Origin of the sequence: Pseudoalteromonas ostreae, assembly GCF_018069805.1 — a bacterium.
GTDB classification, from domain to species: domain Bacteria; phylum Pseudomonadota; class Gammaproteobacteria; order Enterobacterales; family Alteromonadaceae; genus Pseudoalteromonas; species Pseudoalteromonas ostreae.
Map to the genome: position 1 here is coordinate 109,125 of NZ_JAGPYN010000009.1, position 25,752 is coordinate 134,876.

Below are 25,752 nucleotides of genomic sequence, written 5' to 3' on the forward strand. Positions count from 1 at the left end.
GAAAAAAACCAGATGATACGCGCCAACCAGTTTTTTACTAAAAGTTCATACATCAGAAGTAAAACTACAATCAATCAGAGCAAGTAAACACCACCATACTTCGCATATTAAAGTAGTAATAAACTACCTAACCCTAAGAAAGTGACAAAGCCAACGATATCGGTCACTGTTGTCAAGATTACTGAACCTGACAGTGCGGGATCGATTTTCATTTTATCTAAAATAGAAGGGATCACTACACCAGACAAAGAGGCTGCTATTAAATTAAGTAAAATAGCCACGGTGATGGTAATACTGAGCATTACATCACTAAACCAAAAATAGGTAAGCACGCCAATTACCATAGCCCACACACAGCCATTTACGGCACCTACCCGAAGCTCTTTTTTAAGTAGCGCCTTACGGTTTGAGTCGGTCACCTGACCAAGTGCTAAACCGCGAACAATTACGGTTAACGTTTGGCTTCCAGCAATACCGCCCATTGACGCAACTACCGGCATTAATACTGCCAATGCAACCACTTGCTCAATGGTTGCGCCAAATAAGCCAATAAACCAGGATGCTAAAAATGCGGTTGCTAAATTAATACCTAACCAAATACCACGGTTTTTAGCACTTTTTCGTACGTTGGCAAATAGATCTTCATCTTCACGTAAACCACCCGCTTTTGCCGTAGCTTCATCGGTAACCTCTTGGCGTAATTCGTAAGCTGAGGTAACTTTTAAGCGCCCCAGTAACTTATTATCGACATTAACAACCGGCATAGCCATTTTTTCACTGTGGATCACCACTTCCGCAGCTTCGTATAAATCATCGTCGGCATGCAGTGAAGTGATATCGTGATCAGCAAAACTTAATAAGGTGTCTGAGTCCTTAGCTTTAAATAACGTGTTAACCGATACCTCACCAATTAGCGCGCCTTTGCGGCTCACTAAATAAATAACCTCGGTATATTGCGGTAAGCCTTTTTGCAGAATTTTTCGTGCACCACCGACCGTTAGTTTGTCTGAAACCTTAAGTGAATCAAAATCAAGCCAGTGACCCAATTGCTCAGGGTTATATTGCTGCGCTAATTCGTATTGCTTAGTTTGTACTTCATCTAATTGGCGGCGAGCATATTCAACAAAGCGCTCAGGGATCACCTCTTCAAGTTCAAGTAGCTCGGCTGCGCTCACTTCATCAAGTAATTTAAAACCGGCATCTTCATCAAGTGTTTGCAATAACCAACGGCAGCTGTCGGCACCTAAATTAATAAAAATTTCGTGCTGAGTGTCTTCATCTAATAATTGCCAAATATCAATCCGCTGATCTTTTGGTAAGGCTTCAAATAATAACGATAAATGTTCTGTCGAGAGTATTTCTTTGGCGTCAGCTAGCAGCTTATTTTTACGCTCTGTGGTATCACATTGTAAAAGCCCGTCAATAAGCTGTGGGAGTTGATCAATCGGGTATTCAATCATGTTGAAGCCTTTGAATTTAACTACTTTGTATTTAGTTTACCTCAGCTTAAAAAAATAGTTTGAGAAATTTTGCGTAGTATTACCCACAACTCAAAAGCTGTGGGTAAAGTTATTTATTTAAACCAGCCTTGAGCTCGCTCCATCAGCAAGTAATTAACGGGCACCAGTAACAAGGTAATAAAGGTCGCAAAAATAATCCCAAAGCCCAAGCTTACTGCCATTGGGATTAAAAATTGCGCTTGAGTGGCTTTTTCAAACAACAACGGCATTAAGCCTATAAAGGTGGTTAAACTGGTTAACAGGACAGGGCGAAAGCGCGATGCACCGGCCATTTTTACCGCTTCCAGTAACTCCCCCCCTTCTCTGCGTTTTTTATTTATAAAATCAACCAATACTAACGAATCATTCACCACAACTCCGATCAAGGCCAACATTCCAAGTAAGCTCATAATGGTTAATTCCATACCCATGATCCAGTGTCCTACCACTGCACCTATCATACCAAAGGGGATCACACTCATAACGATTAGCGGCTGTAAATAAGATTTAAACGGAATAGCTAATAACGCATAGATAATGAAAAATACAAATACCAACGCCCAAGCAAGCGAGCCGAACGATTCACGTTGCTCTTTCGCTTCACCTTCAAGAGAGTGACTAACGCCAGGATATTGCTGCATTAATTCATCAAGGTAAATTTTTAAATCGGCTTGCAGTACTGTCATGTTAGTGTTTTCTTTTTCGATATCGGCTGTAACATTCAGGGTGCGGTAGCGGTCGATACGATTAATCGTCGAAGGACTTTGTCCCGGCACTAGTTTAGCTACGTGTGATAACGGTACTGTGCCACCGGTTGGGGTGTTAATAAGGGTATCTTTTAAGTCAGCCACTGAGCGACGTTCATTTAAAGGTAAACGCACCATCACTCTGACGTCATCACGACCACGTTGAATACGCTGTGCTTGAGCACCAAAAAACGAGTTTCGCACCTGCTGCGATACATCAACCCGATTTAAACCCAGTGCTAAGCCTTGCTCTGTAAGCTCAATTTGTAGCTCTTCTTTACCATCAGACATGCTATCAGCAATATCAAATACTGTTGGGTATGTCGCTAAACGTGCTTTGACCTGCTCAGCCACCTCTTGCAAGATTGATAGCGACGTTGCGCTAAGCTGAACATCAATTGGGTCTGAGCTGCGACCAATTTCAGCCCTAAAAGTTAAGCTTTCAGCACCAGGGATCACACCTATTAAATCGCGCCATTCACTGGCAAGCTCCCGCGAGCCAATATCAGAGTCGCGGCTTTCAGCTGGTGTTATTTCAAAACGAACACTGCCTGAATTAGACGCACCACCGCGCCCGCCGGTGGTGGCGAGTATATTTAAAATAACACTTTCACCCGTCTCTTGGTCACGGTACTTATCTTGTAATTGACGTGCTTTATCCGACATATCAATCACGTATTTATTAGTCACTTCAAATGGAGTACCTGTCGGTAATGTTAAGCTAACACGGACCGTTTCGCTCGGAATACGAGGGAAGAAAATAAACTTAGTCCACCCACTGGTAACCATGGTTAAAATAATTAAAAAGATCCCCACAAACAAGCTTACCGTAGCGAGCTTATGGCGTAAGGCCAAGTTTAATAACGGTTGATAATACTTTAAAATTGCATGCTCAAAACCATCAGCAAAACGCTGTTGAAATTTATCAAACTTAGATGGTTCGCCTTTTTGATGACGTAACTTTATGTATTTTAGGTGCGCAGGTAATACAAATTTAGACTCAATCAATGAAAATAATAATACCGGGATCACAACCACGGGGATCTGTGCAAACAGAGCGCCACGGCCACCTTCAATAAATGCCAGTGGTAAAAATGCCGCAACTGTAGTTAAAACACCAAACGTTACTGGCGTTGCCACTTCTTGAGTACCACGAATAGCCGCTTGCTCACCTGATTCAGCAGTTTTTAAATGAGTATAAACATTCTCACCAGTGACGATTGCATCATCAACCACAATCCCTAGCACTAAGATGAAGCCAAACAAGCTCATAATGTTTAGCGTTACCCCAAACAATGGCATGGCTAAAAATGCGCCCATAAATGATACTGGAATACCAATAAATACCCAAAAAGCGATGGCGGGTCGTAAAAATAACGTAAGCAAAGCCAACACTAAAATGCCGCCTTGTAAGGCATTAGTGGTGAGTGTGGCAATACGACTTTTAACCAGCTCTGAATCATCATCCCAATAACTTAAATCAAACCCTTGTGGTAATTTACTTTGCTGGCCTTCAATATATTCTTTTACTTCATCGGCTACTGTTATGGCACTTTGTGGACCAATACGATATACATCAATAAAGGCCGCTTGTTTACCGTTAAACCGAGTACGTACTGGGGTTTCTTCAAAGTCATCGCGGATAGTAGCAATATCACCTAGACGAATAATAGTACCATCTCTTTGATTTTTAACCGCAATGCGAGAAAATTCGTCTTTGCGGTATGCTTGCCCTTTAGAGCGAATAAGTACATCGCCCCCTTGGGTTTTTAAATTTCCCGCTGAAATATCAGTACTTGAATTTGATATCGCTCGTGAAATATCACTTAAGCTCAAACTGTATTGACGCAGTGTGTCTTGGCTTACTTCAATCGCTAATTCGTAATCACGCACCCCACTTAGTTCAACTTGAGTAACACTGGGTAAGCGCAATAATTGGTCGCGCACTTGTTCTGCATATTCACGGGTTTCTTTTTCACCATAGTCACTGGCAACGGTAACCGCAATAACCTCACGTTTACGCTCTGCAAGAGCAACAACTGGCTTTTCAGCATCTGCTGGGAAGGTATTGATAGCATCGACGCGGCTTTTTATGTCGGCTAATAACTCTCGAGGATCATAGCCACTATCAACCTCAATACTCACTGACGCTGACCCCTCAGATGAGCGACTCGATATTTGTTTGATACCTTCTAAATCTTGCACTGACTCTTCAATGCGAATGGTTACCCCTTGCTCTACATCTTCAGGGGTTGAACCACGTAATGATACGCTAACGCTGATCCGATCGGTTTCAAAAGACGGGAAAACTTCTAAAGGAATTTGCGTGGTAAGGCTAAATAAACCCGCAAAAACAATGCTGATCAGCAATAAATTAGCTGCAACATGGTTTTTAGTAAACCAAGCTATCATGGCTTATCTCCTTGCGAGCGTGCAGTTTTACGCTTTTGCATCAGCTCTTCAACAGTGATCCCTTGTTTTTTAGCCATCGCTGCTAACTGTTCACGTGACGGTCTTTTGCCAGTAGGCTGACTGCCCTCTTTATCAGCTTCACCAATAACTTTAACAGCAGTACCTGAACTAACTTGGCCAAGTGGTGTAAGCACTAACTTATCACCCATGTTCAAACCATCGGCAATAATTGCTTGCGTGGCATTTTGCCACGCTAAGCGGATATTTTTACGCTGTAATACACCTTGCTCAACAATATACACATAAGTACCTTGGTAAATAGCACTGTTTGGAATAACTAATACATCAGCGACTAATTTGCCACTGATCTGCGCTTTAATATATTGACCAATCTTAATCGGGTATTGGTTTTGAGCAGCTGCTTTGTAAGGATCATTGATTTGGGCAACAACATAAAGCTGCTGAGCATTTTCATCAATGGCTCCTTCTGTTCTGGCAACTTGTCCTTGCCACTTTTGCATGCCAACTAGGTCAGAGCTAAATTCGACAGTTGAGCCATTGGCATTTTTCATACCATCTCGAAATTGCTCCGGCAAATCAATAAAAGGTAAGTCTTTGTTTTTAATTGGCAACCGTATTTCAACACTGTCTATTGCGTAAATAGTTGCCAATTGTGTGTTGTTACTCACCACTTGGCCAAGATCAACATTACGACTTAATACTCGCCCAGCATAAGGGGCTGTTATCTTTGTGCGCTCTAAGTTTAAATTCGCTTTTTCAAGCTTTGCTTGTGCTGAAAGAACTTGCGCTTGAGCTGCGGCTAGTTGCGGTTCTCGCAGTACTAAATTACTTGCCTGCTCACCATTACCTAAACGCTGCCAATCGATAATAGCTTGACGACTACGTGCTTGTTCTTCTTGAAACCCTTGCTGCGTAGTGAGTAAATTAGCTTGCGCTTCTTTCACTTCAGCGCGGTGATCTCTGTCATCAAGCTGCATAAGCACATCACCTTTTTCAAAAAAGCCCCCCTCTCTAAATTGCTCACTGCTGGCGATGATCTGTCCTGACGCTTGAGCGACCAAGATACTTTGAGTGCGCGGCTTTACAGTACCAAAACTGTCAACCATCACTTGATACGGCTGTGGCTGTAAAGTTTGCACCGCCACACTTATTTGCGCTTTAGGTGGTGAGCCAAAACGCTTTGCTTCTGGTGGGTTTGAGCTAATAAACATTACTATCAAGGCAGTAGCTGCGATTATAGCCGCAGGGATAATAATTTTGGTTTGTTTAATATTCATAATTATTGCTCAGTTGACTCGTTGGTTGGCTGTGAAAAATCGCCACCAAGGGCAATATGGAGATTAATTCGGTTAATAATTAATTGGTTCTTAATTTCAATAACAGAGCTTTGTGCATCAAAAGAGCGGTCTTGTGCATCTAATACCGTAGTGTAAGTTACTAAGCCACTTTGATATTGCTCAAAAGAAAGTTGCTCTGCTGCCATAGCATTTTCTTGTGCTTTAAGCGTTGCTTGATAGCGCTGTTGTAATGACTGCTCTTGCGAAATAGCTTGTTCAACATCATTAAATGCATCATACAAACTCGCTAAATAATTTTGCTCCTGGCTTAGCACTGCTAACCGCGCAGCTTCCTCGTTTGCTTTTAGTCTACCTGCATCAAAAAGGGGCGAAGAAATACTGCCCACTAATGACCATGCTAAGCTTGATGGTGAAAACAAATCACTGACACGATCGGCGTTGTCACCTAACGTAGCGCTCAAATTTAAACTTGGAAAACGTTGTTTATGGGCATAGGCTAAATTAGCATCGCTACTTAATAGTTGATACCAACTGGCCATTAAACTTGGTTTACGGGTGATCAGTTCTGACGGTAAACCTAATGGAATAGGTTTATCTAATAATGGTAGGTCAGCCTCAACAGTTAAGGCTCCTTTTGGATAATCTCCAGTTAGCCGTTCAAGTGTTCGAATAGCTTGATTCGATGTCGCTTTTTGCCCGGCAATTCGCGAGCGTTCTGTATTTAGTTCATTACGCGTTAAATACACATCTAACGCATCATTTAAACCTTGGCGATAACCCGATTCAATAATTGCCAAATTTTGCTCTGCGTTTTTTTCTCGTTGCTGGTACAGCGCCAATAATTTTTGCGCCGTTATTACATTAAACCAGCCACTGACTACATCGCCTACTAAGCGCTGCTTATTTTGCTCAAAATTGGCTTGCTCTGCTAAAAATTCAAGATTAGCTTGACGCTCTGCATCAGATAACTTACCCCATAGATCAATTTCGTAGCTGAGGGTTAAATTTGCCGAACTGGCATTATTGTAGCTAACTGGGCGATTATCTTTGCTGCGATTAGTTCGCGCCGATAAATCTAAACTCGGCCAAAGAGCCGCCCCCGAGGCAATTAGCTGCTGCTGTTTAATAGCAACATCATAACCGGACTGCAAAATTTGCTGGTTATTTGCTAATGCCTGTTCAACAAGAAAAAAAACTTGTGGGTTTTCTAGCTGCTGCAGCCAATTATCTTCAACCTTTAATGCAGACGTAGTCGCTTGTTGCCAAAGCTCAGGGGTATTTGCGATATCTTGCGCACGTTCAGTAGGATTGAGCTGATTGCTGCATGCACTGAGCAGCAGCACACTCACCGCCACTAAACTCGGCTTAAGTTGCCAAATCATATAAAAACCTGAATTACTTATATTTATGAGTGTAATTCAAGCACCAGCGCAGCAATAGCTCAACTGACTTTACATAACATTACACATGCTTAAGGGAAGCAGCGATGAAGCGCAGGTTTTATGGGATTAAAGGTGCTAGCTGCTAGGTGCTAGGTGCTAGGTGCTAGGTGCTAGGTGCTAAAATTAAAAAGCACAGCCATGTATTTGGCAAACTTTTTTCAAAAACAAAAAAGCCCCCGCATTTTCATGCAGGGCTTTAATATAAATGGTGTACTGAGGCAGCAAAAAATTGTCTAGAACAATTTTTAACATCCGAAGGATGGCCCGTAGGGCAAAATACAGGGAAGTATTTTGTAATCGAACGCAGTTCGATGCCGCACAACTGACTAACTAGTTAAAAAAAAGCCCCGCATTTTCATGCAGGGCTTTAATATAAATGGTGCCTCGACGCGGAATCGAACCACGGACACGAGGATTTTCAATCCTCTGCTCTACCGACTGAGCTATCGAGGCACATTAACTGTGCTGTAAAACGTATTAAAAATACTACATTTCACTTTTATAAAAGGTGCCGACTAACCGAGTCGAACGGATAACCTGAATGAGTTGCTGATTACAGTCAGTTTTTCTCTCAAGTTATCTAAATAAATGGTGCCGACTAACCGAGTCGAACGGATAACCTGAATGAGTTGCTGATTACATTCAGTTTTTCTCTCAAGTTATCTAAATAAATGGTGCCGACTAACCGAGTCGAACGGTTGACCTACTGATTACAAGTCAGTTGCTCTACCAGCTGAGCTAAGTCGGCACACTAAACTGTGTGCTAAGGCACGTTTCAATTTTAAAGATTGATAACTTTTAATAAATGGTGCCTCGACGCGGTAAAAAATTGTCAGGAACAATTTTTAACATCCGAAAGATGGCCCGCAGGGCAAAATACATGGATGTATTTTGTAATCGAACGTAGTTCGATGACGCATACAACTTAGTATCAAACAATAAATGGTGCCTCGACGCGGAATCGAACCACGGACACGAGGATTTTCAATCCTCTGCTCTACCGACTGAGCTATCGAGGCACATTAACTGTGCTGATCCATTGTTAAACTAACAATAAATCTAAATAAATGGTGCCGACTAACCGAGTCGAACGGTTGACCTACTGATTACAAGTCAGTTGCTCTACCAGCTGAGCTAAGTCGGCACACTAAACTGTGTGCTAAGGCACGCATAATAATGTTTTAATTATTTGATTTAAACACTATTATTTAAATAATGGTGCCCAGACGCGGAATCGAACCACGGACACGAGGATTTTCAATCCTCTGCTCTACCGACTGAGCTATCTGGGCAATTTCAGTTTTAATAAAAATCACAAAGGATTTTCAATGCAATTCCCACTTAGCTCTACTGACTGAGCTATCTGGGCAATTTCAGTTTTAATAAAAAATCACAAAGGATTTTCAATGTAATTCCCACTTAGCTCTACTGACTGAGCTATCTGGGCAATTTCAGTTTTAATAAAAAATCACAAAGGATTTTCAATGCAATTCCCACTTAGCTCTACTGACTGAGCTATCTGGGTGTGCGGCGTATTAAACTGGTTTTGCCCTTTCAAGTCAACTTTTTTTTTATTCTTTATAACTGTTTGCATAGTTTTTCAACAAAGCGATTAATAAATGTAAAACCCACTGTTTTTTTTCAGCAATAACTCGTTAATTTATGTATCGAATAGATATTTTAACTGCTTTGCATACAACCGCACTAAAAACGTAGTGAATTATTTCTGGTAAATGGTAGGATTGATTTCCAGTACAAAAGCGATTGTTTAGATTGCGGTTGATAATAGATAAGTTGGATAATAAATGCAGAGTAAATTTTCTTCTCCTGTAAAAGGCCTATTGCCCCTTTTTATAATTATAAACCTAGCCATAACAGCACTCGCTGTAGTTGCATATTCTTTTTACCCTACCCAAGATGCTCAAGTAGAACAAAACTCACTAAGCTTAACGCAATTAGCTGAGCACTTAGATGCACCTTTAGTAAACGCATTAACCCACTCAGGGCAAGATAATGCAAACAAGCTACTCGATTTAACCGCCGCACTTAATACTCAGTTTGATTACTACTTATTTAGGTATACACCCACAGCACAAACACAATTAGTATTTGCTAGTAATGAGCCTGTAATTGAAGCAAATAAACTTGACCAATACTTAGCTGATCAAGGTATTGTTCGCCATCAGTTAAATTTAAATGATCAACCCGTTGGCGAATTGATAATTAAACAAAAAGACACTGCCCTCGCTCCACTACCAAATTATTCAATCGGGATCGCATTGGCTATTGCTGGGCTTGCTGGGGTAAGTTTATTTTTACTAGCGCTGTTTTTTAATGTTTATCTTAATACGCGGATCCGCAAAAGTAGCGACACTCTTGCACATGAATTAGAAAAAATTACCAAGTCAGGCAGTTACAATACTCACATAGATGAACAATTTGATATTGGTCTTGCCGTTGTAGCTAGAAATATCAATCAACTATTATTAAAAGTACAAAGTGCTATCAATAGTAACAATATAGCACAAAAAGATTTGCAAAAATTGCAAAGCAGCCTAGAAACTGAAGTGCAAAACCGCACTTTAGCGCTTGAAAAAGCGAGTCAAAGAGCTGAGCAAGCAAGCGATGCCAAAACCACATTTTTAGCAACCATGAGTCATGAAATACGCACACCAATGAATGGCGTTATTGGCACTATAGACTTATTAAGACAAACAGACCTTAATGGCGCTCAGCATCGTTTAAGTACTATTATTCGTGAATCAGCCTTCTCACTACTGGGTATTCTGGATGATATTTTAGATTTTTCGAAAATTGAAGCTGGTAAACTAAATATCGACCCGACTCCTTTTTCGGTCTCAGATACTATTGAAGAAGTTGCCAGGGTATTATCATCGGTTGCAAAAAAACGTCAGCTTAATTTAGAACTTGCTATAGCTCCCGACATACCAATTAATTTAATTGGTGATACCATTCGCGTTCGCCAAGTACTTTATAATTTATGTAGTAATGCGATTAAATTTACTTGCTCAGATGAAAATCGTTTAGGTCAGGTACGCATTGCCGTAGAGGTTGCACAAAATACTGCGGATCATTTTACCCTACGCTTTAGCGTAAGCGACAACGGTAAAGGTATGAACCAAACTCAGCTGCGCGAAATATTCAATCCATTTATTCAAGCTGAAGGCTCAATTACCCGTGAGTACGGTGGCACAGGACTAGGTTTGTCTATTTGCAAAAGTTTGACGGAGTTAATGTTAGGTTCAATTAGTGTGTCCAGCGATATTGGTATTGGTAGTGACTTTGTCGTGGAATTGCCATTTAGTACTGAAAATACTATAAAATATGCCCATAAAAACGCCTTAAAAGATCAGTCTGTAGTACTTGTTACTGAACATCAAAGCAGACAACAAACGCTTTCTCGTTATTTATCATTTATGGGGGCAAAAACAATTACAGTACAAACGGTGCAAGAAATTGAACAGTATCAAGATTACCCTAAAGTTATTTGGGTACTTGATGGCATTGATTCAATGGACAACATTAGTTACTTATTACGTCGCTTGCTATATACCCTTGAAGATAATAACCAACAGGCTATCGTGCTTAGTAAATTAGATGAAGCTGCAATAAATCACAAAAACATCTTTTACCTCAATGCGTCACCATTGTGTAAGTCAAACTTTATGATGTCGTTATTGGTTGCTGCGGGGCTACATACACCAAGACAAATAAAACCAGTTAAAACCCTTAATAATTATTTAAATATTGAACAAGCACGCGAAAAAAATAAACTTGTGCTACTTGTTGAAGACAATGTTTTAAATCAACAAGTGCTTACCGATCAACTTCATTTACTTGGGTTTGGCGTAGAGGTTGCTGAAAACGGCGAAGAAGGGTTAAAAATGTGGCAAAGCGGTCATTACCCATTAATTTTAACCGATTTACACATGCCAAAAATGTCTGGTTATGACATGGTCGAAAAAATCCGTGATGAAGCCGCTCAGCTTAAAGATATCAACGCTCAACCTTATATTATTGCAGTAACAGCAAATGCCTTAAAGGGTGAAAAAGAACGCTGTTTAAACGCTGGTATTAATGATTTTATTACCAAGCCGGTTGAATTAAATACGCTAGAGGCAACACTTAATAATTGGTCTGAGAGCAAACAAGGTGCTATTGCTGCTGCACCTACTAAACCATCAGCACCAATTAACTTTGAAATGCTAGCTAAATACATAAACAATGATGAAGCAAAACAGTTACGATTTTTTAAAATGTATTTAGAACAAAGCCATACGTTAACTAAAGACATTAACACAGGGGTAATGACCAGTGATAATGAAATAATAATTACAGCCTGCCACCAACTTAAATCCATATCAAAAACAATTGGCGCAGAAAAAATAGCCGAACTAGCAGCGGACTTTGAAGATAGCTGTAAAGAACAAACCTTAACCAGTGACCAACTAATTGGGCTGCGTGACAATTTAGAGGTTGAATACTCCCGTGTTGCTCAATTTTTAAAAGAGCAAGTACGTAATGCTCGCCAACAAGACGATCAGATTTAATTTAATTAAGCGAATAAAAAAGGGCTCTAAAAGCCCTTCTTTGCTATCACTTCTCTGGCGGGCGGTAGCCTTCGATTTCTACATCTTTATCTTCAAACAAAAAGCCAACCATTTGCTCTTCTAAAAAAGTACGATGCTCAGGATCCATCATATTTAAATGCTTTTCATTGATCAGCATTGTTTGCTTGTGCTGCCACTGTGCAAATGCTTCTTTAGAAATATTATTAAAAATCCTTTCACCCAACTCACCAGGGTAAAGTTGGAAACCAAGCCCTTCGGCTTCCTTTTGTAACTTTTGACAAAATACAGTGCGTGCCATGATTGCTCTCTTGTGCTTTTAGAAACGATATCAGTTAGTGTAAACTATTGTAGCAATTTGTTTAACTAGCTTTTTAGTTGGTGCGGCTAAACCAACCTCTATAGACTGGTCCAACGAATACCAAACGAGTTGTCGCTCATTCACGACATCTGGCACTTTATGCAAAGTCAGTACATGCGGATTAATTGTTAATTCAAAGTGCGAAAATATATGAGTAAATGGCTCAATAGCCACAGTTGTAACAGCAAGCCCTTGCTGCGCTAAAAAAGTATCTAGCTGAGATTTTTGCTCAAACTCAAAAAAACTAAATAACCCCCCCCAGATTCCTGAGTTAGGCCTTTTTTCCATTAATACTTGATCATTACATTGAATAATTAATTGATGGCATACTTTCTTTGGCACCGTTTTTTTAGGTTTTGAATGAGGAAACTGTTTTACCTGCTCAGTTTTATGCGCTGCACAACGCGAGCGCAACGGGCAAGGTTGGCAATCAAATTTGCTACGTGAGCAGAGGCTTGCTCCTAAGTCCATCATTGCTTGGTTAAACTCTGTCACTTGTGCTGCTGGAGTTAACTGCTCTGATAATTGCCATAATTGGTTTTCAACTTTCTTTACTCCGTACCAACCTTCAATCATAAAAAACCGAGCTAGCACACGTTTTACATTACCATCTAATATAGGATGATGTTGACCAAGAGAAAGTGATAAAACAGCTCCTGCAGTCGAGCGCCCAATTCCGGGCAAAGCAACAACCTCGTTTAACGTTATTGGAAACTCACCTTGGTATTGATCTCGGATTATCTTTGCGGTTTTATGCAGATTACGAGCTCGCGCGTAATAGCCCAATCCGGTCCAGTGATGCAGTACGTGATCTTCATCTGCATTCGCTAAAGCGATAATATCTGGAAAGCTTTTCATAAATTTTTCGAAGTATGGGATCACTGTCACTACTTGCGTTTGTTGCAACATCACTTCCGATACCCACACTTTATAAGGTGTTTTGTTTAGCTGCCAGGGCAAGGTTTTACGCCCATGTAGATGATACCAATCGACAACTTGTTGAGAAAACCAGTTTGCTTCACTGTTATTTAACTTCAAAATTACTACTTTTTAAACCCGCCCCTTAATGACGCTCAGTCTATTGTAGTGAATTAAAATATCAAGTTATAAACATACACAAAAGATAAGGTCTTGTGATCAACGCCATGGTCAGGGATAATACGCCACCATTTTAAGACATGTTGTTTTCATCAGGCCAAAATATATGAGTGATTCAAGTAACGATAACCTTGAGCAAGCAAAGCAAAAAGGTAAATATATTCGTACCATTCGCAGTTTTGTTAAACGCGAAGGTCGTTTAACCAAAGGACAAGCTGCGGCAATTGAAAAATGCTGGCCAACCATGGGCCTTGAGCACCCAAATGGTATGCTTGATCTAACCCAAATATTTGGCAATGATAACGACGTTGTTTTAGAAATTGGTTTTGGCATGGGTAAATCTTTGGTCGAAATGGCTAAGAGTGCACCACACCTTAATTTTATTGGTATTGAAGTACACCGCCCAGGTGTTGGCGCATGTTTAATGGATGCCGACGAAGCTGGCATTAGCAACTTACGTATTTTTGAACATGATGCTGTTGAAGTATTTGCTGATTGTATTGCTGAGGGAAGCCTAACAACAGTGCAATTATTCTTCCCTGATCCATGGCATAAAAAACGTCATCACAAACGTCGTATTGTGCAACCCGCATTTGTAGAAAGCTTGCGAAGCAAATTAAAAATTGGCGGTGTATTCCATATGGCAACTGATTGGGAAAACTACGCAGAACATATGCTTGAAGTAATGCAAGCAGCGGAGCATTTTAAAAACCAATCACAGACTAACGATTATGTGCCACGTCCAGATTTACGTCCCTTGACGAAATTTGAGCAACGCGGCCATCGTTTAGGTCATGGCGTTTGGGATTTAATGTTCGAGCGTATTAGCTAAATTAATCAAAACAACTTTAAGGCAAAGCCATTTATGAGCGCATTAACTAATCCAAGTTCACTTTTACTACGCAATAGTGCAAACCTAACGGCGGACTCTATTTTAGTAGTTAATTTTGTACAAGATGGCTTTTTGTCACAACTGCGCCAGTTAAATCCAAACAGCAAGATCAGCGCTTTTAGCTACAACCATGCTAATGGCGAATTTGCTAAAAACATCAGCAGTATTGATGTTTGTGTTAGTCATGAGATAGCTGGTCAACACTTTGATCTCGTTATCTATTACTACCCAAAAGCAAAACCTGAAGCATTGATGACGTTGGACAACATTCGTGCAGTTATCAACCCAGACGCTGAGTTATTGGTCGTTGGTGAAAATAAAAGTGGTGTGAAATCGATTGAAAAGCAATTTAGTAGCCACTGTGAATACAGCAATAAAATCGACAGTGCCCGCCATTGTGCTTTGTATTTATTCACCGAAATAAAAACCTTAGCTGAGTTTGTTATTACTCGTTACCACAAACAATTTAATGTTGATGTTGCTGGCGTTAGTTTTAATGCCATCAGCATTCCTGGCGTATTTAATCACGGTGAACTTGATGGCGGTACTAAAATACTGTTAGAGAATGCACCAAAGATAAAATCTGGCAATGTGCTCGATTTTGGCTGTGGTGCGGGCTTAATTGCCACCTTCTTAGGTTTAAAAAATCCAGCGTTGAATTTTACCTGTACAGATGTTAGTGCTCTTGCTGCTTATGCAACCACGCAAACATTGGCACTTAACGCTGTAAACGGTAGCGCTTTACTAAGTGATGGATTAGCAAATGTAACGGGTAAATTTGAGCTTATTATTTCAAATCCACCATTTCATACTGGTATTGCAACAGATTATACTGTTGCTGAACAGTTTTTAAATGCTGCTAAGCAACACTTAACTAAACAAGGTAAGTTAACTATTGTTGCAAACAGCTTCTTGAAATATCCGCCAATTTTAGAAACTCAGTTCGGTACTTATCAAGTAGTACATAAAACCAATAAGTTTTCAGTATATAGCAGTTAATTGCTGCTATAGCATCAAAAACGCTGTCAAATAATATAAATGGCAGCTTTTCAACAAAGTTATTATATTTTTTAGTCACTTTGATAGGTCTTTGCTAGACTTACTGCAACTAGATAAAACTTACATAACTCGGCCTTCATTACAATAATGCCTAAATCAACATCGCCAACAAGTATTCGCAAAGCACTGATAAGCGCAGTCATGCTTGTTACTGCCTTGTGTTTATCGTTATCTATTTCTATTTCAACCTATCTAGATGTCAAAGAGCAAAAGCAATTAATTGTCAACAAGCTTACTATTCTCGCTGAAATAATCGCCTTTAATGCACAAATAAGTGTATTATTTGATGATAGAAAAACCGAAGAACAGCGCCTTAAGTCTTTCGAAAAAATCCCACTGATTAAAAATATACATATTTACGCAATAGACGAAATATCAAATAAAGCGGTATTTTTTACCAGCTTCAATGCTCGAAAAACCCCACCTGTGCCACTTCGAGTTGATAATATTGAACAACTTCAGGAGCCTAGAGTCACTGAAGACTATATAGAGCTAATCAAACCAGTTAGCTACGAAGGTGATATTAAGGGTTATGTGTATATTCGTGGTGGCTTAGAGCGCCTTAATGCCTATATTAACAAAAAAATTCTTATTGATATCCTTTTAACGTTATTCGTTTTAATACTGGTTTATTTTGTAGCAAAGCGAATTCAAAAGCGTATTGCTGATCCCATCGACCAATTAAGTACCTTGCTGCAAGATGTTTCGAAAAATCATAATTATAGTGCTCGAGCCCCAAAAACTAATATTACTGAAGTCAATATGCTTTCGAATAGTTTAAACATCATGCTGACTCGCACGCAAAATCAAATAGAGCGGCATAAAAACGATAAGCAAGAAATTAAACAATTAAACCAAAGCCTAGAAGAAAAAGTAAATCAACGCACGATCGCGCTCAGAGAAGCAAACCAAGAGTTACTAACAACCCTTGAGCGAATGCATCAATACCAAAACCAAATTGTTGAAAGTGAAAAAATGGCCTCTTTAGGACAAATGGTTGCAGGCGTTGCACATGAAGTAAATACACCGATTGGTTTAGGGATCACCGGTTCAACTCTACTACGCGATAAACTGGCAGAAATAAGCTTAGGGTTTGAGCAAAAAACCTTAACCTCAAACCAATTGAAGCTTTTTATCGACAATGGCATTGAAAACTTAGACCTTATTTATCGGAATTTAAATCGCGCTGCAGAACTGGTATCCAGCTTTAAAAAAGTAGCGGTGAACCAAGATGGAGAGATTAATTCGCAGATCAATATGCATGACCTGATAACTAACGTGATGCTCTCAATGCGCACTGAATTAGAGATCAAAGCTCCTAAAATAGCTCTTCATTGTTCGGCACAATTGATGATCGAAAGCAAAGCGGGTCCTCTGCAACAGGTGTTGCAGCAATTATTAAGTAACTCGATAATCCACGGATTTAAAGATAATCAAAATAACGAAATCGAAATCTCTGTTGAACGCAACGAAAGTAGTCTGATCATTAACTATTACGATAATGGTATCGGGGTTGATAAAAGCGTTAAAAAACGCATTTTTGATCCCTTTGTTACTACTAAACGCGGTGAAGGCGGCAGTGGTTTAGGTATGCATTTAGTTTACAACTTAGTTACACAAGCTCTAGGAGGCAGTGTTCATTTTGATGATCAAAATATAGAAGGAACACGCTTTATAATTACTTTGCCACTAACAGAGGCAAGCAAAGCATGAGATTAACAGGTTTATTGCTGGCTCTGATGATGCTATTTCCTACGCTTTTACAGGCTAAATCCCCTGAACAAGTCAAATCAGCGTTCCTATTTCAGATTGCAAAGTTCGTCGAATTCCCCAAAGCTAATAATAAACAGGCTGTGACTTTTTGTTTTTATGATGTTGAACATGGTATTGGTGAGCTATTAAAAGATAATTCGAATCTTAAAATTAACGATATACCGATTGAAACAGTATTAATTAATAAAAAACAGCAAATTTCTGAACTTTCTCGCTTTTGTGATATCACATACATTGATGAAACAATGGAAGATGATATAATTCCACTTTGGATCGATACCATTTCATTAAGTACCTTAACAGTTGGTGAGAGTATCAGTTTTTTAGAAAAAGGAGGCATTGTCTCTTTGGTCCAAGAAGGGAATAAAATCCGACTGTATATCAATAAACAGCAGTTGTTACGCAGCAGTTTTAAAGTGCAATCTCGGTTATTAGCTGTTTCTAAATTTCATCCGAATTGATTTTACTTGTTAACAATTGGATATACTCCTATAATCACTAGTATTCGGTTTTATAATACAATACCGAATTAATTGTAAATAAAATATTCCGAAAAAGGTTAATTAATAATGCAAACGCCAGTCATTCTGATTGTAGAGGATGAAGACGTAACTCGACTAAACCTCGTTAGTTTATTTGAAGCTGAAGGTTACAAAGTTATTGAAGCCATTGATGGCGATGACATGCATGACAAGCTTACAAATAATGATGATGTGAACCTTGTAGTTATGGACATCAACCTGCCAGGCAAAAACGGGCTAATATTAGCACGTGAATTACGTCAAAAGCGTAACGTTGGACTTATCTTCCTAACCGGTCGTGATAATGATGTAGACCGTATTTTAGGCCTAGAAATTGGCGCGGACGACTATATTACTAAGCCGTTCAATCCTCGTGAATTAACTATTCGTGCTCGTAACTTGCTTTCTCGTACAGCCCTTGGCGGTGAAGAATCAAGCCTTGAAACAAATGGTGTGATCACTTTTAATGGCTGGGAACTTGACGAAAATAGCCGCTGTTTAACATCTCCAAATGGTGACGCCAAGCGTTTACCTAAAGGTGAATACAGAGCACTACGTTTAATGCTTGATTCTCCAGGCCGTATTTTTAGTCGTGAGCAACTAATCAAGCATATGACTGGTCGTGAGTTACGTGCAAATGACCGAACTGTTGATGTAACGATCCGTCGTATCAGAAAGCATTTTGAAAGTGATAACAGCACATCTGAGCTGATCAGCACCATCCATGGTGAAGGTTATCGTTTCATTGGTAAAATCGATAGTTAATATCCATTTCACCAAGTAATGACAGCATTAACGTTCTAATTGCTGTAAAAATAAATGAAGGGCATGTTGCCCTTCATTTATTTTATCTGCCAATATTGTTAGCCAAGTATTTAACACTTCATCACTTTCTTCAAGCGCACCATGTTCCATGGTCTTAGCGTGTAACTGTACATCATTTAAACCAACTGAACCTGCCGCACCTTTCAGCTTGTGCGCCACTGACTTATATTCTTCACGATCGTTATCCGCTAATGAGGTAGCCAATTCTTGTTGGTATTGCGGGTTAAGCTTTTCAAATAAGTTGCTACTGCGTTTAAATGTTACTATTCCCATCGAATTAACAAAGTCTTCTATGGTTTCAACATCAAGTAACTCAACATTGATATTTTCACAGGCTTCTTTACTGACCGTTAAACGTGTTTCATCTGACTGTTGTTGATGTTTAATATCAAATAGTTCTGCCAACATTTTATCAAGCTTAGTGGTATTGATGGGCTTGGCTAATGCGCCTTGAATTGAAATACCTTGCAGCTCTTCTTCGGCGCTACGCACATTAGCCGTAAGCGCTACAATAGGTAACTTGTCAAAATGGCTATCGGCACGGATCTGTCTTGCTACTTCATCGCCATTTATATCTGGAAGCTGCATATCTAGCAGTACTAAATCCAGATCATCCTCAGTGTCAACAAACGACAACGCATCTTCACCGGTTTCAGCCCAGATAACTTCATGGCCACGTTGCTCAAGTAAGTTAGTGGCGATTTCAGCATTAAGCGGCACATCTTCAACTAGCAAGATATTCAAACTACGGCCAACATAACTTTGTTCAGCCGGAGCAATGCAAAGTGCCAGCGGTATTTCAACCACAAAACAACTCCCCTCCCCTTCAGTACTACTCACATGTAAATGTCCGTTCATTGCAGTAACCAATGCCTTGGTGACCGCTAAACCGATACCTGATCCTATCGCATTAGTGCCATTTAAATCCGGTGCTTTATAATACATATCAAAAATACGATGTAATTGATCTTGTGGAATGCCCTGTCCAGTATCGGTGACTTTCATCACTAACCACGCGCCATCCACACGGTTTTCCCGAACACACGCTAATTGAACTTTACCTTGTTGAGTAAATTTAACTGCATTATTTATTAAATTCCACACCACTTGGCGTAATCGGGTCGGATCTAGTTGTGCATAAATATCCAACATACCTTTGCGCTTAATTTCAAACTCTAGGCCTTTTTGCTCAGCAATTAGTCCTGCAAAGTTAATCACATCATTAATAAAGTCAGAAACATTTATTGAATCGGTAACAATATCGAGTTGTTCGCGGTCTATTTTATCTAAATCTATAATATCATTGAAAATATTACCTAATGTTTCAGCACTAGAAAATACTGTATTACACCAACTACGTTGCTGCTTGTCCAAGTCGGTGTCTAGCAACATCCGAGTTAAACCCACAATCCCATTAAGCGGCGTGCGTAATTCATGACTTAAGGTGGCAATAAATTTCCCCTTGTCTTTATAAGCAGTTTCAAGTGCTTGGGCAGCTTCTTTACGGCTGGTGATGTCGCGGCCAAACGCTAATAAACCAATGTAATCACCGTCATCATTAATAAATGGGAGCTTACGCATTTCAAACCAACGGTTTTCATTGCCTACAAGGTATTCAACATCAAGCGTTAATGCGGCGTGAGTTTTTTCAACTTTATTATCAGTTAGCAATACTTCAGGTAAGAATTGTGTTGGGTAAATTTCCTCGGCTGTTTTACCTATTAACTCGTCGCTTGATTTACCCATTACCTCTTCAAACATTTTATTACAACCGGCAAACACACCATTATTATCACGGTAGTAAAATAAATCAGGTGATGAATCGACAATAGAGCGCAGCAACATACCTTGTTGAGCAAGCTCTTGCTGGGTTTTTTTACGTTCGACGATTTCTCGTCTGAGCTCCTCTATTGCACGGTGTTTGGCATGAAATGCCATTTTACGTTCGTCTATCTCTACATTTAAGCGATTGATATTGTCTTTTAAAGTTTGATTTAATAATTTTTCTTGTTTGGTGGCGCTGTCTAAATACGCATAGGAAGCATCTAACTGGCGAATTGAATTGATCAACACACTGATAATAATGGGCGATACTACTGCGGTAAAAAATATTACGGCAAGCACATCTACGAGCATCACCTCACCCACAGCAACATAATAAAACATACACGATAATATTAATGCCAAGACTAATAGTAATGCATAACAGATAGTTGCGGTTTTTAATTCACCGAATCGAGTAATTAAACTAGAAAGTGTTCGAGCCCATGGACTCAAAGAGGAATCGATCATATATAAATCTGTCTCTTAACTATACTACAAGTATATAAAAAATCAGCTGACTACACAGCTACAAAAAAACCACTAGTGCTAATATGTTAGCATTTTTGCATTAACTATTTTCATGTTCCGCGACGAAAACGGAAAATTTTCATCTAACACGTATTTTTTATTTATTTCGTGTAAAATATCGCGCAATTTACAATTGCCAATAACGAGATTTTTCATGCAAAGCAACATGCCCGATATAGCAGATACGGCTCCCGCCTTACAAATAGGTAAATTAGACTGGGTTGGTATGGCTGATATTGAACTGCCTTTTTTATTTGAATCTCGTGATCTTGCGCCTATTAATGTCAATGCTAAAGCTCGTGCTTTTGTTAACCTGCATAAAGAAGACGCCAAGGGCATTCATATGTCACGGTTATTTTTGGCGCTCGATACCTTATCAACTGAGCAGCAAGTAAACCCCACAACGATTGCCCAAGCACTAGATACTTTTATTTCCAGCCATGAAGGGTTATCGGATCAAGCTAAAATTGAATTTAAGTTTGAACTACCGCTGCGCAGAAAATCACTCCTTAGCGGCAAAGCGGGTTGGAAAAGCTACCCATTAACCATAGTGGCAAAAATTGACCGCGGTGTACTTAGTTTTGAGTTAAGCCTTAATGTAACTTACTCATCAACTTGCCCATGCTCAGCGGCATTAGCTCGGCAACTCATTCAACAAGCCTTTGTTGAAAAGTTTCAGCAGCATCCCCTTAGCCATGAAGAAGTGATCAACTGGCTTGGCAGTACTGATGGCATTGTTGCAACTCCTCACTCGCAACGCTCTATCGCCAATGTAAAAGTCAAACTAGATAGCAGCATCCGTGAGTTTGATATTTTAAGCTTGATCAATGCTCTTGAAGATGAGCTTAAAACCCCAGTACAAGCCGCAGTTAAGCGTGAAGATGAGCAAGAATTTGCCCGTTTGAATGGTCAGAATTTGATGTTTTGTGAAGATGCTGCGCGTAAAATCAAAGTCGTGTTAGAAGATGCACAATATGCCGATTACTGGTTACAAATAAACCATTATGAATCACTGCATGCCCATGATGCAGTGGCAATTGCAGTAAAAGGAATTGATGGCGGATACCTGCCATAACTTAGCTGCTATAAAGTGTAACTTCATTACAACTGGGCACGTTAATTGCTAACAATATAACAGTGTCAATTTGTTGTTGTGGAGTTACCGTATGGAATTCGCTTTATTATCAATTTTAGTATTAGTCGTAGGGGCATCTGTTGTTGCGTCAAAGTTTACCGATGATGGCGGAAACCCTTACCCATTCACGCGTAAAAGTAATATTTTTACGCAAGTTGAAAGTTCTTTTCTTAACCTTCTAGAACGTGCTGTAGGCGATCAATATAAAATTGTTAGCCGTGTAAAACTAATAGATGTCATTGATTGTAAAAAAGGTTTATCTGCTAAAGCTAAACGTGCTGCGATCGCTAAAGCAAAAAACAAACAACTTGATTATGTGCTGATTGATAAAGAAAAGATGACGATTGTCGCTGCAGTTGATTTAGTAAACAATGCCAATAAAGATGGTCATAAAGCACAGCGAGACTGGTTTGTTAATGGTGCACTTGAAGCTGCTGGCATTCCACATATCCGTATGAAAGTTAAATCTGGCTATCGCCCATCTGAAGTGCGCGAAGCAATTATGTTTAAACTTGGCAAACCAACGGCACAAAGTAGCCGCCCGACACGCAACCGTGTTACTAAACCGGCAGTACTATCTCCTTCGCAAGCTAAAGCCCATTCCACAGCCTTAGCTGAAATATAAGCGATGTTAAATTATAAAATGCGAGCTTTTTAAGCTCGCATTTTTGTTTTTTATCGCTAACTTCACGTATAATCTAAACATCTAATTCGAGGAATTTAAAATTATGAATGTCGGTATTATTGGCGCGATGGAGCCAGAAGTTAAAATTTTGCGTGAAGCAATGCAAAATCCACAAATTCTAACTAAAGCAGGTTTCACTTTTTATACGGGTGAATTAGCCGGTAACACTGTGACTTTAGTGCAATCAGGTATTGGTAAAGTTGCCTCTAGTATTGCAACAACGTTATTGATTGATAATTTTCAACCCGATTGCGTGATCAACACAGGTTCTGCAGGCGGTTTTGATCCATCCCTGAATGTTGGCGACGTGGTAATTTCATCTGAGGTACGTCATCATGATGTTGATGTAACCGCTTTTGGTTATGAAATTGGCCAAGTACCACAGATGCCTGCAGGTTTTGCCGCTCACCCTAAATTAATAGAGGCTGCACAACTAAGTGTTGAGAGCATCAGTGACGTGAAGACTTTGATCGGCTTAATCTGTACAGGCGATTCTTTTATGTGTGATCCGGTACGTATTGATAAAGCCCGCGCTGACTTTCCGACTATGTTAGCTGTAGAAATGGAAGGTGCAGCCATTGCACAAGTGTGCTTTTCACTAGCAACACCGTTTGTAGTGATCCGCTCAATGTCTGATATTGCAGGTAAAGAGTCACCACAGTCATTTGAAGAATACCTAGAAACCGCTTCAATAAACTCATCAAAAATGGTGGTCGCATTACTAGAAAAGTTGACTACGGTAACGCTATAAGGTGTTACTCAATTTAGTTCAGCAACATTTGGACTTTATTGTATTTATATTAGCGCTCCTTGCTGAGCGCTTTTTACCTTTGGTAAGCTGGTATCACCCAAATACATTTTTAATTGCGGTATTTAGAGCACTTGGAAAACGTGTTTTTCGAAAGAGTGAACCTGCAAGTTACCAATATTTGTCATCTTCGTTATGTTTCACCTTAGTCATTTTAGTGCTCATGACCTTGGTAGTCTTACTGCTTGAATTTGCCTATTACCCTGAACTATTAGCTGGGTTAATTTTATACCTCAGCCTAGAGTGGCGAAGTGTAGAAAGTAAAGCGCTGCGCATTGTACGACTCGTTAAACAAAATCAAAAGTCTACAGCCCGAGAGTTATTAAAACCACTACTTGCTCGCCAGGTTGATAAATTATCAGGCCCAGGTATTTGCAAAGCAATTATGGAAACCCTGATTTTAAGAGTGGCTCGTCATTACTTTAGCGTTATTTTCTTTTATCTACTATTTGGCCCTATGGCTGCACTGGCTTATCGCTTACTGACTTTGATCCACCAAGCTTGGCGCAAAGATATTTTGCCTAATAGCCCCTTTTTAAAATCACTCAGTTGGCTATTATATATTCTTGAATGGTTACCGACGCGGATATTGGCGCTGACTATTGCAGCAAGTAAAGCCAGTAAATTGAGCGTTCATTACATCAAGCATTATGGACGACATTTTTATCAGACAAATAGTGGCTGGTTATTAAGTTGTTGCTCGGCCTCTGTTGGTGCGCAACTCGGTGGCCCAGCTATATACCAAGATACTCGATTTGATAAAATGCGCATTGGTACTGAGCGTTTACCACAGGCTGATGATATTGCTGTATTGATCAATCGGCTAAATCAAGCACGTGGCTTTTGGTTACTAGTTATATTTGGCATCGAAATCATTAAAACAATGTTGTAGATCACCAAGAGTAAAAAACCAGCCGAAGCTGGTTTTAAAACTGAATTTTCATTCTTTACCTATTAAGCACAGGTAATATTTGCAAACTTACGTTTACCAACTTGATAAATAGCTGTGCTACCTTTTGCAATTTCAAGCTTAGTATCGGTGACCTTTTCTTCGCCATTGATTTTAACTGCGCCTTGTTTAATCATTCGCATAGCTTCTGACGTACTCGCAACTAAGCCTGCTTCTTTAAGGAAGTTAGTAATAAATACGGTATCTTCATCAATCGTTACTGTCATATCTGGGATATCATCCGGTAACGCATTTTTTTGAAAACGTTTAATAAAATCTTCATGCGCACCAACAGCTGCCGCATCGCTGTGAAAACGAGCAATCATTTCTTTTGCTAAATCGATTTTAATATCACGCGGGTTAGTACCTTGTGCAACCTTTTCTTTGAGCGCAGCAATTTCGTCAATTGATAAGCTACTTAGCAAATCATAATAACGCCACATCAGCTCATCACTAATAGACATGATTTTACCAAACATATCGTTAGGGGCATCAGTAATACCAATGTAGTTACCTAATGACTTAGACATTTTTTGCACACCGTCGGTGCCCTCAAGTAAAGGCATCATTAATACGGTTTGTGGTTTTTGGCCTTCGTCTTTTTGTAGCTCACGGCCCATTAATAGATTAAAGCGTTGATCAGTACCACCAAGTTCAACATCAGCCTCAAGTGCCACTGAATCCCAACCTTGCACTAATGGATACAAAAACTCATGAATCGCAATTGATTGTCCGCCAGCATAACGCTTTTTAAAATCATCACGTTCTAGCATACGAGCAACAGTTTGACGTGCTGCTAGCTTGATCATCCCTGCAGCGCCTAAATTCTCCATCCACGCGGAATTAAAAGCAACCGTGGTTTTAGCCGGATCTAGAATTTTAAATACTTGTTCTTTATATGTTTCAGCATTTGCTAATACATCTTCACGGGTTAGTGGCTTACGAGTTACATTTTTACCCGTTGGGTCACCAATCATACCGGTGAAATCACCAATTAAGAAAATCACTTCATGACCTAAGTCTTGGAAGGTTTTCATTTTATTAATTAGCACAGTGTGACCTAAGTGTAAGTCAGGTGCAGTTGGATCAAAACCAGCTTTGATCTTTAGCTTTTTACCAGACTTTAGCTTTTCGACTAACTCGTCTTCAATTAATATTTCTTCAGCACCGCGTTTTATCTCTGCTAGAGCGGTTTGTAAGTCCACTATGTATTACTCCAAAAAATTCAGTCAATCTGGTGATTCTAGCGTAAATCCGCGCCAGTTTAAATCTACAAAACACTGGTAT

The 25,752-nt window shown here is 39.7% G+C and carries 19 protein-coding genes and 5 tRNA genes; 10 read left to right on the forward strand and 14 right to left on the reverse strand.

Annotated features, from left to right (window positions below; all coding sequences use genetic code 11):
- Positions 1-107: 107 nt before the first annotated feature.
- The 9 genes from J7338_RS09125 to J7338_RS09165 form a co-directional block, all read right to left on the reverse strand.
- On the reverse strand, positions 108-1,460 hold the full coding sequence (locus J7338_RS09125) for a magnesium transporter (protein ID WP_210796779.1): 1,353 nt from the start codon (positions 1,458-1,460) through the stop codon (positions 108-110).
- Positions 1,461-1,573: 113 nt separating this feature from the next.
- Positions 1,574-4,657: an efflux RND transporter permease subunit gene (locus tag J7338_RS09130; RefSeq protein ID WP_210796780.1), complete on the reverse strand. Its 3,084-nt coding sequence runs from the start codon at positions 4,655-4,657 to the stop codon at positions 1,574-1,576.
- The gene (locus J7338_RS09135; protein WP_210796781.1) at positions 4,654-5,955 is read right to left on the reverse strand and encodes an efflux RND transporter periplasmic adaptor subunit; all 1,302 of its coding nucleotides are present in this window, start codon (positions 5,953-5,955) and stop codon (positions 4,654-4,656) included. Before J7338_RS09135 ends, J7338_RS09130 begins: the two co-directional genes overlap by 4 nt.
- 2 nt (positions 5,956-5,957) lie before the next feature.
- Positions 5,958-7,358 carry a TolC family protein gene (locus J7338_RS09140; RefSeq protein WP_210796782.1) on the reverse strand — a complete coding sequence of 467 codons (1,401 nt, stop codon included), beginning with the start codon at positions 7,356-7,358 and terminating at the stop codon, positions 5,958-5,960.
- Between the two features lie 437 nt (positions 7,359-7,795).
- Positions 7,796-7,871, reverse strand: a tRNA-Phe gene (locus J7338_RS09145).
- 219 nt (positions 7,872-8,090) lie between these two features.
- Positions 8,091-8,166: transfer RNA gene (locus J7338_RS09150), tRNA-Thr, on the reverse strand.
- 195 nt (positions 8,167-8,361) lie between these two features.
- Positions 8,362-8,437, reverse strand: a tRNA-Phe gene (locus J7338_RS09155).
- 49 nt (positions 8,438-8,486) lie between these two features.
- Positions 8,487-8,562, reverse strand: a tRNA-Thr gene (locus J7338_RS09160).
- A 72-nt stretch (positions 8,563-8,634) separates the two neighbouring features.
- A tRNA-Phe gene (locus J7338_RS09165) sits at positions 8,635-8,710 on the reverse strand.
- Between the two features lie 513 nt (positions 8,711-9,223).
- Between J7338_RS09165 and J7338_RS09170 the strand changes: the two genes are divergently transcribed.
- The gene (locus tag J7338_RS09170; protein ID WP_210796783.1) at positions 9,224-11,989 is read left to right on the forward strand and encodes a hybrid sensor histidine kinase/response regulator; all 2,766 of its coding nucleotides are present in this window, start codon (positions 9,224-9,226) and stop codon (positions 11,987-11,989) included.
- A 46-nt stretch (positions 11,990-12,035) separates the two neighbouring features.
- Here the strand turns inward: J7338_RS09170 and J7338_RS09175 are convergent, their stop codons facing one another.
- Positions 12,036-12,308: an oxidative damage protection protein gene (locus J7338_RS09175; RefSeq protein WP_145237543.1), complete on the reverse strand. Its 273-nt coding sequence runs from the start codon at positions 12,306-12,308 to the stop codon at positions 12,036-12,038.
- Between the two features lie 30 nt (positions 12,309-12,338).
- Positions 12,339-13,406, reverse strand: a complete 1,068-nt coding sequence (gene mutY / locus J7338_RS09180) for an A/G-specific adenine glycosylase (RefSeq protein ID WP_215909045.1) — start codon at positions 13,404-13,406, stop codon at positions 12,339-12,341.
- Positions 13,407-13,572: 166 nt separating this feature from the next.
- Here mutY and trmB point away from each other — a divergent pair, with 166 nt between their 5' ends.
- Entirely contained in the window at positions 13,573-14,298 is a 726-nt protein-coding gene (gene trmB / locus J7338_RS09185) for a tRNA (guanosine(46)-N7)-methyltransferase TrmB (RefSeq protein ID WP_210796784.1), read from the forward strand.
- Between the two features lie 33 nt (positions 14,299-14,331).
- A complete protein-coding gene (gene rsmC, locus J7338_RS09190) occupies positions 14,332-15,357 on the forward strand; it encodes a 16S rRNA (guanine(1207)-N(2))-methyltransferase RsmC (RefSeq protein WP_210796785.1) in 1,026 nt (341 codons plus the stop codon).
- 71 nt (positions 15,358-15,428) lie between these two features.
- Here the strand turns inward: rsmC and J7338_RS20935 are convergent, their stop codons facing one another.
- Positions 15,429-15,560 (reverse strand): hypothetical protein, encoded by a 132-nt coding sequence (locus J7338_RS20935; protein ID WP_267459584.1) that lies wholly within the window; start codon positions 15,558-15,560, stop codon positions 15,429-15,431.
- On the opposite strand from J7338_RS20935, the gene J7338_RS09195 reads away from it, so the two are divergent.
- The 3 genes from J7338_RS09195 (at position 15,505) to arcA (ending at position 18,476) form a co-directional block, all read left to right on the forward strand.
- On the forward strand, positions 15,505-17,130 hold the full coding sequence (locus J7338_RS09195) for a sensor histidine kinase (RefSeq protein WP_210796786.1): 1,626 nt from the start codon (positions 15,505-15,507) through the stop codon (positions 17,128-17,130). The two genes, J7338_RS20935 and J7338_RS09195, sit on opposite strands and share 56 nt — an antisense overlap.
- Positions 17,127-17,651 carry a YfiR family protein gene (locus J7338_RS09200; protein WP_210796787.1) on the forward strand — a complete coding sequence of 175 codons (525 nt, stop codon included), beginning with the start codon at positions 17,127-17,129 and terminating at the stop codon, positions 17,649-17,651. Before J7338_RS09195 ends, J7338_RS09200 begins: the two co-directional genes overlap by 4 nt.
- A gap of 108 nt (positions 17,652-17,759) precedes the next feature.
- Positions 17,760-18,476 carry a two-component system response regulator ArcA gene (gene arcA, locus J7338_RS09205; protein ID WP_016709833.1) on the forward strand — a complete coding sequence of 239 codons (717 nt, stop codon included), beginning with the start codon at positions 17,760-17,762 and terminating at the stop codon, positions 18,474-18,476.
- Between the two features lie 27 nt (positions 18,477-18,503).
- Here arcA and arcB read toward each other — a convergent pair whose 3' ends face one another.
- A complete protein-coding gene (gene arcB, locus J7338_RS09210; protein ID WP_210796788.1) occupies positions 18,504-20,828 on the reverse strand; it encodes an aerobic respiration two-component sensor histidine kinase ArcB in 2,325 nt (774 codons plus the stop codon).
- Between the two features lie 214 nt (positions 20,829-21,042).
- Between arcB and folE2 the strand changes: the two genes are divergently transcribed.
- From folE2 to J7338_RS09230, 4 genes are all read left to right on the forward strand, one after another.
- Positions 21,043-21,963, forward strand: a complete 921-nt coding sequence (folE2, locus tag J7338_RS09215; protein WP_210796789.1) for a GTP cyclohydrolase FolE2 — start codon at positions 21,043-21,045, stop codon at positions 21,961-21,963.
- 91 nt (positions 21,964-22,054) lie between these two features.
- Positions 22,055-22,648, forward strand: a complete 594-nt coding sequence (locus J7338_RS09220; protein WP_210796790.1) for a DUF2726 domain-containing protein — start codon at positions 22,055-22,057, stop codon at positions 22,646-22,648.
- 103 nt (positions 22,649-22,751) lie between these two features.
- A complete protein-coding gene (gene mtnN / locus J7338_RS09225; RefSeq protein WP_210796791.1) occupies positions 22,752-23,459 on the forward strand; it encodes a 5'-methylthioadenosine/S-adenosylhomocysteine nucleosidase in 708 nt (235 codons plus the stop codon).
- Between the two features lies 1 nt (position 23,460).
- Positions 23,461-24,408, forward strand: coding sequence for a cobalamin biosynthesis protein CobD/CbiB (locus tag J7338_RS09230; protein ID WP_210796792.1), 948 nt, complete (start codon positions 23,461-23,463; stop codon positions 24,406-24,408).
- A 62-nt stretch (positions 24,409-24,470) separates the two neighbouring features.
- Here J7338_RS09230 and tyrS read toward each other — a convergent pair whose 3' ends face one another.
- The gene (gene tyrS / locus J7338_RS09235; protein WP_210796793.1) at positions 24,471-25,670 is read right to left on the reverse strand and encodes a tyrosine--tRNA ligase; all 1,200 of its coding nucleotides are present in this window, start codon (positions 25,668-25,670) and stop codon (positions 24,471-24,473) included.
- Between the last annotated feature and the right edge of the window lie 82 nt (positions 25,671-25,752).